This is a genomic window from Aquitalea sp. ASV11, assembly GCF_016429185.1.
Taxonomy (GTDB): domain Bacteria; phylum Pseudomonadota; class Gammaproteobacteria; order Burkholderiales; family Chromobacteriaceae; genus Aquitalea; species Aquitalea pelogenes.
Genome location: NZ_JAELUD010000006.1, coordinates 78,181 through 90,520 on the forward strand (window position 1 = coordinate 78,181; position 12,340 = coordinate 90,520).

Genomic DNA, 12,340 nt, shown 5'->3' on the forward strand with positions numbered 1-12,340 from the left:
CTCTGCCCTCCTGCATACTCCAGACTGTTAATTTTTGTGTATGTGGAATTGCCATGCGCTCTACCCGACCTGCGGCCCTGCTGATCCACGGCCTTGGTGGCACTGTTTATGATCTGGGCTCGCTGGGCCGTACCCTGGAAGACGTCGGCATCGTCACCCATGCCCCGCTGTTGCCCGGCCACGGCACTGAACCGGAAGAGCTGCTGGATATCCGCTGGACCGACTGGATAGAAAGCATGCGCGCCGAATACCGCGCGCTGAAGCAACGCCATGGCGTGGTGCATCTGGCTGGCGTATGCCTGGGTGCACTGGTGGCACTGGAAGTGGCGCGGCTGGAAAACCATCAGGACAAACTGGCACTGTATGCGCCACCGCTGTTTCTGGATGGCTGGAGCCTGCCACGACTGACCTGGCTGCGTCCCCTGGGTTACATCCTGCCCGGCATGGCACGCCGCATGCGCATTCCGGAAGCCGAACCGTTCGGCATCAAGAACCCGCGCATCCGCAAGCTGATCCAGCAGCGTTTTGAGCGTGGCGAGCGTTTTCACTACCCCTATGTGCCATTGGCCTGCATCCGCGAAGTGGACAAGCTGCGCCGGCAACTGCTGCCGCGCCTGGGACAGATCACCTGCCCGACACTGATTGTGCATGCCGACGAAGACGACATCACCAGCCCGCGCTCGGCACACCATCTGCAAAAACATCTGGGTGGGCCGGTCGACTTCATGCCGCTGTCCGACAGCTATCACATGATTCTGGTGGATAACGAACGTATGGCCGTGCTGGCGCGCAGCGTGGACTTCTTCCAGTCCAGGCCTGCCAGCCGTCCTGCGGTCAGCAGCAGCCCGCAAGAAAACTGGCAAGGCAGCCCTGTCACGGCCTGATTGCCACATCTTTAGTGCGGGCCGCCACGTCAATGCGTGGCGGCCCGTTTTGCATTTCCGGGCGGCAAAGTTCCCTTGCTTCATGTTTTGCAACACACTCGGCCGCATTGTCATTCACCGTCACCAAGCAGGCACAACCCGGGCACACAGCCAAGACGCTAGCCGCACAGTGCCCATGCGGGCTTCTGTCACACTGTCGTCCATGCTTCAGCCTTGCCACGGACACCCCCGAGCCCGTGACGCGCTTTTGCTTTGTATCTGTAAGGCCTGGCAACAGGCCTGTACTCCTCTGTCCTTTGTGTGACGATGTGCGACCCGCCCTTACCGGCGGGTTCTTTTTTTGTCCGTCTCCCGGCCCCAGGCCGCTGCAGCCGCAGGAATCCCCCTGCTACAATGCCAGCCACACCACCATCCAGGATATTGCAATGAGTCATCCCCACGCCAACGAGGTGAAAGCCTTTTTGCTGCAACTGCAAGACCATATCTGTGCCGCGCTGGAACAGGCCGATGGTCAGGGCCGTTTTGTCGAGGACGCCTGGCAGCGTCCGGCGGGTGGTGGCGGGCGCAGCCGGGTGCTGAGCAAAGGCGCGGTATTCGAGCAGGCCGGGGTGAATTTTTCGCATGTCAGCGGCGATGCACTACCGGCGTCGGCAACCGCCCATCGCCCGGAACTGGCTGGCCGCCGCTTTGAAGCCATGGGCGTGTCGCTGGTCATCCACCCGGAAAACCCGCACGTGCCCACCAGCCATGCCAATGTGCGCTTTTTCATTGCCGAAAAGGACGGCGCCGAGCCGGTATGGTGGTTTGGTGGTGGCTTTGACCTCACACCCTTCTATCCGGTGGAAGAAGACGTGATCCACTGGCACACCGTGGCGCGCGATCTGTGCCAGCCCTTTGGTGCCAATGTGTATGCCGATTACAAGAAATGGTGCGACGAATACTTTTTCCTCAAGCACCGCAACGAAGCCCGTGGCGTGGGCGGGCTGTTTTTTGACGACCTGAACGCCTGGGGCTTCGAACGCAGCTTTGCCTTCATGCAGGCGGTAGGTCAGGGCTTTGTCGAGGCTTATGTCCCCATCGTGGACAAGCGCAAGGCCTCCCCATGGACCGATGCACAGCGCCAGTTCCAGCTGTATCGCCGTGGCCGCTATGTGGAATTCAACCTGGTATGGGACCGTGGCACGCTGTTTGGCCTGCAAACCGGAGGCCGCACCGAATCCATCCTGATGTCCATGCCGCCACTGGTGCGCTGGGAATACGGTTACCAGCCGGAACCCGGCAGTGCAGAAGCCGCACTGTACGAGCGCTTCCTGCCCGCCCGCGACTGGGTGTAGTTCAGTTGCCTGACGCCGCCGGGCCTTGCCAGTGCAGGCAGACCCGGTTGCGCCCTTCCTGTTTGGCCCGGTACATGGCGTCGTCGGCGCGCTTGAGTACATCATTGGCATGGCGGTCATCCGGCAACACCACGGCACAGCCCATGCTGGCGGTGACCGGCTCCGGCAGGCCCAGCTTGCCCCAGTGCAAGCGTTCCAGCTGCAAGCGCAAGCGCACCGCCGCCTTCATCGCGTCCGGCAGGTCTGTAGCCGGCAACACCAGCACAAACTCCTCGCCACCCAGCCGGGCCACGCGGTCTTCATTACGCAGCAGCCGCAGCGCCAGCCTTACCAGCACCTTCAGTACCGTATCGCCCACGGCGTGGCCGTGACTGTCGTTAACCTTCTTGAAGTGGTCCAGATCCACCATCACCAGCGCAAACACCGTGCCTTGCGTCTGGTAGTCCTGATACAGCTGTGCCAGCAAGGACTGGAATGCACGATGGTTGAGCGCCCCGGTCAGGGCATCATGTTCGGACAGGCGGCGTAATTCACGATTGAACTGCCAGGTACGTGTCAGCAACAGCAAGGCCAGCCACAACAGCACGGCCGCCACCACACCCGGTGCGCAGCCACGGGCCACTTCCAGTGCCAGCCAGTAATTGGGCAGGTACTGCAGCACCCGCATGCCGGAGTCGCCCAGCGCATACACCCGCACATGGGCGGTCGGGCTGGCGGCGTACGTTGGCATCACCGGCAGCAACTGCAGGTTTTCCTGTGGCAGAGGGTGATCATCGCTGGTGGCCACCACCTGGTTCTGCCGATTTAGCAGGTACAGGCTGCCTGCCGGGGCATCCAGCTTGCGCAGCAACTGGTTGAGGGTATTGAGCCCCACATCCATGCACAGCACACCCCGGAACTGCCCCGCCACCCATAGCGGCTGGCTGATGGTCAGCATCGGGCCCTTGCCGGCCTGGTCGATATACACCGGGGTGATCACCCGCTGGCCGCGCGGGTTGACTGCCGGTTCTGCCAGCCGCCAGAACTGGCCCTGCGGGGTGTTGGCGCTGTAGTGATAGGACGTTGCCGGGGTGAAGGGATAGAGATAAATGAACTGGCGGGCGGAGACATAGTAAACCCAGTCCACACCGTGTTCGCCCAGATGCTGATAAGCCATCTGCATCATCGGTGTCAGGCCCAGCACCACGGCCATTTCATGCCGGGCAGCCGCATCCAGCGCAGCTGCCTGTCCCAGGCCGGTGAGATTTCCCGGCTGCAGGCCGGACGCCAGGGTGGGCCGGGCATCCAGCGCATAAAAGCCCTGCCCCGGTGCATTGCGCAGCCAGAACAGCACGGCCTGCTGATCCTGCCCGCCATCGCTTTGCTTCAATTCGCTGACGGCATCGGCGTGGATGATGTCGATGAACCCATCAATGCCGTCAAAATGTTGCTCCAGGCTGCTGACCGCCCGATGGGCATACTGGTTGGCAAGACTGAGCGCGCGGCTGTAGGCAAACCAGCCATTGGAGAGCAGTAACAGCACAATCAGCAGCAACAAGCCGCTACGAAATGCTGACTGATGATCCAGTACCGTCTCGCCCAACCACATCCTGCGCATCTTGCCCACCCGCCCGCTTTGCCTCTGCCTGCATCACACCGTACTTTCGATATGTTGACAAGTAATTGCGGTTAATGGGTACGCGGGCGCAACAGGCTGTGCCGTCTGGTTGGGTTCCACATGCAAAACGGGCCAGCAAGGCCCGTTTCATCGGCTGCTGACAAAGTGATTTGGTGCGATTGCACCGGACCTGGCAAAGCCGGGCCTTTCGATGAAGTGGCTGATTCCGCAGCCTCCCATCGACTCCCTATCCCCCCGCCCTTTCCCGGAAAGGGAGCCTCGCTTTCTTTGCAGAACGCGAGACAGGTATGGCCAATAATCAGAAAACGGGCCATCAAGGCCCGTTTTTTCATATCCGTACAGGGAAAATCAGATGGCCAATTTGGCAATCGCTTCCTTGGCGGCATGGATGGCGGTAGCACGCTTGTCTTCACCCATATTCACGGCTTCGGCGCGGATGAAGGCAATGTCGGTAATACCCAGGAAACCCAGTACGGTACGCAGGTAGTCTTCCTGGAAGTCCATCAGCTGGCCTTGCTCGGTGGAGTACACACCACCACGGCTGGATACGATCACCACTTTCTTGCCACCTGCCAGGCCTTCAGGGCCATTGGCACCGTACTTGAAGGTACGGCCGGCTGCGGCTACACGGTCGATCCAGCTCTTCAGCTGGGACGGGATGGAGAAGTTGTACATCGGCGCGCCAATCACCAGTACGTCGGTAGCCAGGAATTCTTCAATCAGCGCATTGCTCAGCGCGCTTTCGCTACGCTGGGTTTCCGTCCAGTCGGCTTCGGCGGTGAAGTTTGCACCAATGATTTCACCGGACAGGTGAGCAATGGGCTGGGCAGCCAGGTCGCGGTAGCTGGTTTGAACATCGGCGTGCTTGGCACGGACGGCTTCCACCACGGCAGCAGTCAGCTGACGGGAAACGGAGTTCTGACCGAGGATGCTGGAATCGAGATGCAACAGTTTCATGGCGGGTTTCCTTGTAAGCAGAGTTGGTGACGGAATAGTAGTTTTTGCTACCAATCATGACTAGACTGCTCAAATCGGAAACATTGTTCCACCCATAGGACAATAAAATGCAAGACCTGAACGACCTGCTGTACTTTGCCAAGGTGGTGGAGCACGGTGGATTCATGGCTGCCAGCCGCATGCTGGGGATTCCCAAGTCGCGGCTGTCACGCCGGGTGGCCGAACTGGAAGAGCGGCTGGGCGTACGGCTTTTGCAACGCACCACACGGCGCCTGGCGCTTACCGAGGTGGGCAGCAGCTATTACCAGCACTGCCAGGCCATGCTGGCCGAGGCCGAGGCCGCCGATGAAGCCATTGCCCGCATCAGCGCCGAACCGCGCGGCCTGGTGCGGGTGAGCTGCCCTGAACTGCTGGCCAAGACCTTGCTGGCACCGTCACTGCCGCGTTTCATGCAGCGTTATCCACAGGTGCGCATTGCACTGGAAGCCACCAACCGGCGGGTGGACCTGATAGAAGACAATATCGACGTGGCACTACGCGTGCGTAACAGCATCGATAACAGCGCCAACCTGGTGGTGCGGCAACTGGCGGTCAGCCAGGTGATTCTGGTGGCCAGCCCCGACTTCATGCGCGCCCACCCCATGCCACGCACCCCGGCAGATCTGGCCGGCCTGCCCGCCCTCACCATGAGCCGTGCCGATGGCCGCGGGCAGTGGCAGTTGCTGGATCAGGCCGGTCACAGCTACAGCCTGCAAATTGATCAGCCCAGGCTGATGACCGATGATTTGCTGGTTTTGCTGGAAGCGGCGATAGCCGGGCTGGGCGTGGCCGCCTTGCCGGTGATGGTATGCGACGAGGCCATCCAGCAGGGCCGCCTGCTGCGCCTGCTGCCGGAATTCGACAGCCCCTGGGGCATTCTGCATGCCGCATTCACTACCCGGCGCGGCCTGTCACCGGCCATCCGGGCCTTTATCGACTTTCTGGTAGCCGAACTGATTCCGCCCGGCCATCCGTCCTACTTGCCGCCCGGCTGACTGGCCACCTGCTGACGCAGGAAGTCCTGTAACTGGGCGGCGGTTTGCGGGCGGGCAAAATGGTAGCCCTGTGCCTGCTCGCAGCCCATGGCTTGCAGCATGTCGGCGATCTGGGCGGTTTCCACGCCTTCGGCCAGGGTATGCAACTGCAGCTTGTGCGCCATGTCGATGATGGCGCACACAATGTTGGCATCGTCCGGGTCGTCCGGCAGATTACGGACAAAGGATTGGTCAATCTTCAGGGTATTGACCGCCAGGCGCTTCAGATAGGCCAGGCTGGAATACCCGGTGCCGAAATCGTCGATGGCCAGCCGCACGCCCAGTTGCCCCAGGCGATGCAAGGTGGTTACCACCGACTCGGTCTGCTGCAGCAGCGAGGTTTCGGTCAGCTCCAGCTCCAGCAAATGCGCAGGCAGGCCGCTGTCGCGCAAGGCAGCGGCCACCGCCTGCTCCAGATTGCCACGCTTGAACTGCACTGCGGACAGATTCACCGCCACGCCCACCGGGCTGGGATAGCAGTGCTGCCATTGCACCGCTTGCCGACAGGCTTCCTGCAGCACCCACTCGCCCAAAGGCACGATCAGCCCGCTGCTTTCCGCCATGGGAATGAAGCGCCCCGGCGGAATCAGCTGCTCGCCATCCTGCCAGCGCACCAGCGCCTCCACACCAATGATGCGCCCGTCCACCAGGCTGACCTGTGGCTGGTAATGCAGCACGAACTGGCCGGTTTCCAGCGCCCGCATGAATCGGCCGCGCAGACGCAAGGCCTCTTCCGCCTCCACCTGCATGTCGGCATCAAACAAGCGACAGGTATTCCGCCCCGCATCCTTGGCGTGATACATGGCGGTGTCGGCCTTCTTCATCAGGGTGGTGAAGTCCTGCCCATCCACCGGATAGAGCGACACGCCAATCGATGCCGAGCTGGACAGCTGATGCCCGGTCAGCAGGTATGGCTGCTCCAGCGCCCGCAGCAAGCGGCTGATCATCGGTAACAGCTTGTCGATGCTGTCGATGTCAGGCAGCAGGAGCAGGAATTCGTCGCCACCCAGCCGGCAGGCGGTATCGTGTTCGCGCAGCAAGGTACGCAAACGCTGCGCCACCGCTTGCAGCATTTCATCCCCGACATCATGCCCCAGTGAATCGTTGATGGTCTTGAAGCCGTCCAGGTCCATGAACAACATGGCCAGCATGGTGCCGTGGCGTTCGGTCAGACTGAGCAGTTGCCGGAAGCGGTCCTCCGCCAGAATGCGGTTGGGCAGGCCGGTCAGCGCATCGTGATGGGCCAGAAAGGCAATCTGCTCCTGTTGCCGCTTATGGGCGCCAATATCCTGAAACAGCAAGACCGTCCCGATATCACGCCCGTCCTTGACCAGCGGATAGGCATCGTAGCGCACCGGCAGCAGGCTCTGGTCGGCCCGGGTGAAGAGTGCATCGTCGGCATGGGCGCTGCGCCCCTGACGCAAGGCCTGGTGAATGGTACTCGCCCCATCAGGCAAAGGCTGGCGGTCCGGGCCATGGGTATGCACCAGCGGCAACAACTGCTGCCCCAGCAAGGCAGCTTCAGTTGCATGACCCAGCAACCGGCAAGCCGCCGGGTTGGCAAACATGCAGCGTCCGTCCTGATCCAGCCCGCAAATGCCATCGCCCACAGCATTGAGCAATAACTGGAAGCGATCCTCGCTGGCCTGCAGATTGGCCGAGGTATCCTGCTGCCGCACTTCGGACTGCTGCAGGCGGTACAGCAGCACGCCCAGTACCAGCAACACCAGCAAACTGACCACCACCGTACCCAGCAAGGTGGCATGCCATTGCGCCAGAAAATCCATGCTGGCAATGCCTGCACCCAGATAGAAAGGAAACTCCCCTACCCGCTTGAAAGCATAGACCCGGTCCACCTCGTCGATGCTGGAGGAATAGCGCAGCAAGCCGCTTTGCTCACCACTGGCAACGTGCTGGAACATCTGGTTGGTTTGCAGGCTCTGGTTGACGCTGTCCTTCACCGCAGGCATGCGCAGCACCAGTCGGCCGTCATCGCTGCGACGGAAGGTAAGCACCCCGTGCGGGCCAAGGTTGATGGCGGCAAACAGCTTCTGGAAATAGGCAATGTCCAGCGGTGCCATGGCAATGCCGGCAAATTCACCCTGTGGACTGCGCATGGGCACAGCCATGTACAACTGGCGGGTACGATTGAGGCGTCCGATTGTCACTTCGGAAAAAAACAGCGGTATCTGGGGATTCTGGCGCAAGGCAAGGTAGTAACTGCGGTCCCGCACCGAGGCATTGGGCAAGGCATAGTCGGAGGCATACAACACATTGCCCTGGGCGTCGATCAGGCGCAGCCCGACAATTTCGGGAAAGTGGCTGGCACGCAAGGCCAGCTCTCTTTGCATGGCAGTGGCGTGTTCATTGCGCACTGCCAATGACATGACGGCCGGGTTGGTGGTACGCGCCAGTTCTTCCAGCGTGGCCTGGCTGCGACGCAAGGTGGCCTCCAGCCGGGCTTCCAGCGCTTCCACCACATTGCGCGCATTCACCTCGGCCTGACGCTGCTTTTCCTGGTAGGCCACCCCCAACAGGAAAGCAATCAGGGCCGCCGTGCCCAGAAACAGCAGCAGGAAGAACACAATGAACATGCGTTGCGCGCGCTGCTTCATGGGAGAAATGCTTGTTTGTAAGCGACAGCTACCATGGTAGCAAAGCTGGCCTTATTGACATAATTTTCTGCCAATTTGATCGAAGCCAACCAAACGGTACTGCGCATTTTCTGCGCATCACTATTGAAAAAGCCATGCCTGCTACGACATAGCCAAGATCATGCAGGGCAGGCCTGGCCGAACATGTCACGCCAACTGCGTCACCATGCCCTGCCCCTTTCATGCCTGCGGGCTGCCAGCCCGATGGCCATTCCGATGCACTCTCGCACAAAGGAGTTTCCCGTGAACGCAAGCTGGATCGACATTCCCACCAAGGACGGCAAGCAATTTGGCGGTTATCTGTCACTCCCCCCCACCGGCACCGGGCCGGGTATCGTGCTGGTGCAGGAAATCTGGGGCGTCAACGAGCATATCCGCGCCGTGGCCGACCTGTACGCGCTGGCAGGTTACGTGGTGCTGGCCCCCGATGTGTTCTGGCGGCTGAAACCGCGCGTGGATCTGGACTACGATGCCGCCGGTACCCAGCAGGCGTTTGGCTACTACCAGCAAGTGGACACCGCCCAGGCTGCAGCCGATGTGGCCGCTGCGGTTGGCCTGCTGCGCCAGCGTCCGGAAGTGACTGGCAAAGTGGCGACGCTGGGCTTCTGCCTGGGTGGCCAACTGGCCTTCCGCGCCGCCGCACTCAGCCAGGCGGATGCCGCAGTGTGCTTCTACGGTGGTGGCATTGACCAGCATCTGGAACTGGCCGGCCAAATCACCCAGCCCATCCTGTTCCATTACGCCGGCAACGACGAACACATTGCACAAACCGCCGTCAGCGCCGTGAAGACTGCGTTTGCCGGCAAGGACAATGCGGTGTTCTTTGACTACCCGGGTGTGGGCCATGGCTTCAACTGCTGGGGCCGCAGTGCCGTGTTCAACCAATCTGCCGCCGCGCTGGCCACTGGCCGCAGCCTGCAATTCCTGGCCGAGCATCTGTAATTCCTTCCGCTTTGAGCAGGTCACCGTCGTGACCTGCCCTGCCCCAAGTCGGGTAGTTCAGTCCAGCCAGGGATGGGCCGCCAGCCAGCGGCCCAATTCGTTATCGTTGGCGCATTGCAGCTTGCTGAAGATATTGGCGCGATGGGTTTCCACCGAGCGATGTCCGCAGGGCGGCACCAGCACCCGGGCAATTTCCTTGTTGGGCTGTCCCAGCCCCACCAGACGCGCCACCTCGCGCTCACGCGGGGTCAACTCGGCCCATTGTCGCAGCGCTTGGGCGCGGGCGCGGGCCAGGGCGATGGCGGCGGGCAGCTTGTCCAGCAATTGCTGGGTATCCGGCTTTTCCACCCAGTCAAACGCACCACGCCGGACGGCTTCCAGTGCGGTGGGTATATCGCCGTGGGCCGACAGAAAAAGTGTCACCAGCGGGCTGTGCGCAGCCAGCAGACTATCAAACACCGACAGGCCGCTGATACCGCCCAGCCGCAAATCCAGAATCACGCAGCCTGGCTGACGCAGGTTGACGGCACTGAGAAAGGCTTCGCCGGAATCAAAAGCCTGTACCGCCAGCCCCTGTGACAGCAACAGCAGCAACAGGGAACGACGCAGGGCTTCGTCATCATCGACAACAAACAGGGTGAGCGGCATTTCTTTCATGATGCAAGCGGTAGGGTAAAGGTAAAGGCGGCCCCGCCGGTGGGGCTGTTTTCCACGCTGATGCGGCCACCGTGGGCTTCGATGATGGTACGGCAAATATTCAGGCCCAGGCCCAGGCCGTCGGGTTTGGAAGTAAAAAACGGGGCAAAAATCTGCTCGATCTGATCTGCCGGAATACCCGGTCCGCTATCGGCCACGGTGACGCTGACTCCTTGCTCCTGCTGCCAGCAAAGCAGCTTGATGCGACGGCTGCCCGGCGGCTGCGCCTGCATGGCGTGCAGTGCATTGTGGATCAGATTCATCAGCACCTGCTCCAGCAGCACGCTGTCCCCGCGCACCGGCGGCAGGCCGTCTTCCAGTTGCAGCTGTAGTTGCACATGATGGCGCTGCAATTCGGGCTTGAGCAGGTTGACCGCATGGTGGATGACATCCGCCGGGGCGAGGTTTTCATACTGGGCGCGTTGCGGGTTGATGAACACCCGCACTCGCTTGACGATTTCACTGGCCCGTTGCGACTGGGCAATGATGTCGTTCAGCGTTTCGGCCAGCAGGCTGCCCTCCCCCCTATCGGCCAGCGCCCGGGCGGCCAGGGCGAAATTGGACAGTGCCATCAGCGGCTGATTCAGCTCGTGCGCCAGCGTGGAAGCCATTTCGCCCACACTGGCCAGCCGCGCGCTGCGCTCCAGTTGCAATTCCTGATCGCGCTGGCGCGCCTCCGCCTGTTTCTGCGCGGTGATATCCACCACCGAACTCATCCAGCCCCGGTGCACGCCACGGGCATCCACCAGCGCGGCGGTGTAAATCATGGTGATCACGTCATGTCCATCCTTGTGCCGGATGCGCGACTCATAGCCATGCGGCACCACCCGGCCCTGCAGCACGTCCTGGCTCACCCTTGCCTGTTTTTCCAGATCATCCGGATGCCAGTACGGATAGGGCGGCAGGCAGCCCAGCAATTCTTGCGCGCTATAGCCCACCATGGCGCAGAACGCCGGATTGACGTAAATGATGCGGCCTTGCGGGTCGCGCGCACGCATGCCCACCAGCAGCGAATCTTCCATGGCCTTGCGAAAGGTATGGGCTTCTTCCAGGTCTCGGGTGCGTTCTTCCACCCGGCGTTCCAGTTCCAGCCGGGCGCTGCGCTGCTCGACAAAGCGTTTTTCCCGCAAGCGCCAGTACAGGCTGGCCAGCAATAGCAGCGCCAGCAGCAAGGTGCTCAAGGCCAGCGCCAGTTGCCGTGCCTGGGTGACTTCCTTCATGTCGGAGGTAACGGTCAGCGTCCAGCCCAGTTCCGGCAACGGCGTATCCAGTGCCAGCAAGGAACGATGCAGCCCCTGCACCGTGGTTTGCAGGCCGTAGGCGGCCGAATCCGGCAGGGGCTTTACCTGCCAGGGCAGCACGGCAAACTGGCTGCGGCTGCCGTACTGGCGATGGCTGCTGATCCAGGCGGCATCGGCAGCACTCAGCTGCTGGCGGGCCTGGAACAGCCATTCGGGCTGCGAGCTGAGAAACACCACGCCACGGCTGTCGCGCAGCAGGACCGGGTCGATGCCACGTCGCCATGCCGCCTGCAAAGGCTCCAGGCTGATCTTGACCACCGCCACCCCCATGATGCCTGCCGGGCCGCGCACCGGCTCGGCAATGAACAGGCCGGACTGCCCGGTGGTCAGCCCCAGCCCGTAAAACAGGCCGCGCTGCCCCTGCAGGGCGGTTTCAAAATACGGGCGCTGGCGGTAGGACTCGCCGACAAAGCTGGAGGGCTGGTTCCAGTTGCTGGACGACAAGGTGAGGCCATTGCGGTCCACCAGAAACAAGGCCGCGGCACCAGTGGTGGACTGCAAGTCGGCAAAGTAATGGTTCACCCGCAAACGCAACGCGGTGTCCTGCGGTGTTTGCAACAGGGCCAGTACATCCGGATGGCGTGCAGCGGCATAGGGTAGGAAATCGTGTTTTTCCACCAGCCCGCGCAAACCCAGTACATGAGCAGCCGCGGCCTGGCGCAAGGCGGCGGTGCGGGTGGCCAGCTCGTGGCGTTCCGCCCAGTTGGCGCTCAGCACAATCAGGCCGATGGCAGCCATGGTCAGCCCCAGCCAGCGCCAATAGCGGGCGTGAGTTGTGCTGGAGCGGGGACTGGGCATGGCATCTCCTTGGCCGGGGAAGCTCCGACCATAGCAGCCTAGCTGCCGGACGGAAACACTCCTCCGTAGTTTTACGGAGACGA

9 protein-coding genes are annotated in these 12,340 nt (G+C 61.8%); 4 read left to right on the top strand and 5 right to left on the bottom strand.

The annotated features are described in order from the left end of the window. Positions 1-53: 53 nt before the first annotated feature. On the top strand, positions 54-884 hold the full coding sequence (locus JHD62_RS03845; protein WP_199101832.1) for a carboxylesterase: 831 nt from the start codon (positions 54-56) through the stop codon (positions 882-884). 425 nt (positions 885-1,309) lie between these two features. After that, positions 1,310-2,218 carry an oxygen-dependent coproporphyrinogen oxidase gene (gene hemF, locus JHD62_RS03850; protein WP_199101833.1) on the top strand — a complete coding sequence of 303 codons (909 nt, stop codon included), beginning with the start codon at positions 1,310-1,312 and terminating at the stop codon, positions 2,216-2,218. 1 nt (position 2,219) lies between these two features. Here the strand turns inward: hemF and JHD62_RS03855 are convergent, their stop codons facing one another. Both JHD62_RS03855 and JHD62_RS03860 read right to left on the bottom strand, forming a co-directional pair. Then, positions 2,220-3,806 carry a sensor domain-containing diguanylate cyclase gene (locus JHD62_RS03855; protein WP_199101834.1) on the bottom strand — a complete coding sequence of 529 codons (1,587 nt, stop codon included), beginning with the start codon at positions 3,804-3,806 and terminating at the stop codon, positions 2,220-2,222. Between the two features lie 378 nt (positions 3,807-4,184). Next, entirely contained in the window at positions 4,185-4,793 is a 609-nt protein-coding gene (locus tag JHD62_RS03860) for an FMN-dependent NADH-azoreductase (RefSeq protein WP_045847722.1), read from the bottom strand. A gap of 107 nt (positions 4,794-4,900) precedes the next feature. On the opposite strand from JHD62_RS03860, the gene JHD62_RS03865 reads away from it, so the two are divergent. Next, positions 4,901-5,827 (top strand): LysR family transcriptional regulator, encoded by a 927-nt coding sequence (locus JHD62_RS03865; RefSeq protein WP_062787352.1) that lies wholly within the window; start codon positions 4,901-4,903, stop codon positions 5,825-5,827. Here the strand turns inward: JHD62_RS03865 and JHD62_RS03870 are convergent. Continuing rightward, entirely contained in the window at positions 5,809-8,481 is a 2,673-nt protein-coding gene (locus JHD62_RS03870; protein ID WP_199101835.1) for an EAL domain-containing protein, read from the bottom strand. The genes JHD62_RS03865 and JHD62_RS03870 overlap by 19 nt on opposite strands. Positions 8,482-8,763: 282 nt before the next feature. Here JHD62_RS03870 and JHD62_RS03875 point away from each other — a divergent pair, with 282 nt between their 5' ends. Further along, positions 8,764-9,462 (top strand): dienelactone hydrolase family protein, encoded by a 699-nt coding sequence (locus JHD62_RS03875; protein ID WP_199101836.1) that lies wholly within the window; start codon positions 8,764-8,766, stop codon positions 9,460-9,462. A gap of 57 nt (positions 9,463-9,519) precedes the next feature. On the opposite strand, the gene JHD62_RS03880 is transcribed toward JHD62_RS03875, so the two are convergent. Then, on the bottom strand, positions 9,520-10,119 hold the full coding sequence (locus JHD62_RS03880) for a response regulator transcription factor (protein WP_131357353.1): 600 nt from the start codon (positions 10,117-10,119) through the stop codon (positions 9,520-9,522). Beyond that, positions 10,116-12,257: an ATP-binding protein gene (locus JHD62_RS03885; RefSeq protein WP_199101837.1), complete on the bottom strand. Its 2,142-nt coding sequence runs from the start codon at positions 12,255-12,257 to the stop codon at positions 10,116-10,118. The genes JHD62_RS03880 and JHD62_RS03885 overlap by 4 nt, the downstream gene beginning before the upstream one ends. Between the last annotated feature and the right edge of the window lie 83 nt (positions 12,258-12,340).

What these genes read in the sequence shown, in the direction of transcription:
- JHD62_RS03845 (WP_199101832.1), top strand. Translation starts at nt 54, where the DNA reads ATGCGCTCTACCCGACCTGCGGCCCTGCTGATCCACGGCCTTGGTGGC.
- hemF (WP_199101833.1), top strand. Translation starts at nt 1,310, where the DNA reads ATGAGTCATCCCCACGCCAACGAGGTGAAAGCCTTTTTGCTGCAACTG.
- JHD62_RS03855 (WP_199101834.1), bottom strand. Translation starts at nt 3,806, where the DNA reads ATGTGGTTGGGCGAGACGGTACTGGATCATCAGTCAGCATTTCGTAGC.
- JHD62_RS03860 (WP_045847722.1), bottom strand. Translation starts at nt 4,793, where the DNA reads ATGAAACTGTTGCATCTCGATTCCAGCATCCTCGGTCAGAACTCCGTT.
- JHD62_RS03865 (WP_062787352.1), top strand. Translation starts at nt 4,901, where the DNA reads ATGCAAGACCTGAACGACCTGCTGTACTTTGCCAAGGTGGTGGAGCAC.
- JHD62_RS03870 (WP_199101835.1), bottom strand. Translation starts at nt 8,481, where the DNA reads ATGAAGCAGCGCGCGCAACGCATGTTCATTGTGTTCTTCCTGCTGCTG.
- JHD62_RS03880 (WP_131357353.1), bottom strand. Translation starts at nt 10,119, where the DNA reads ATGAAAGAAATGCCGCTCACCCTGTTTGTTGTCGATGATGACGAAGCC.
- JHD62_RS03885 (WP_199101837.1), bottom strand. Translation starts at nt 12,257, where the DNA reads ATGCCCAGTCCCCGCTCCAGCACAACTCACGCCCGCTATTGGCGCTGG.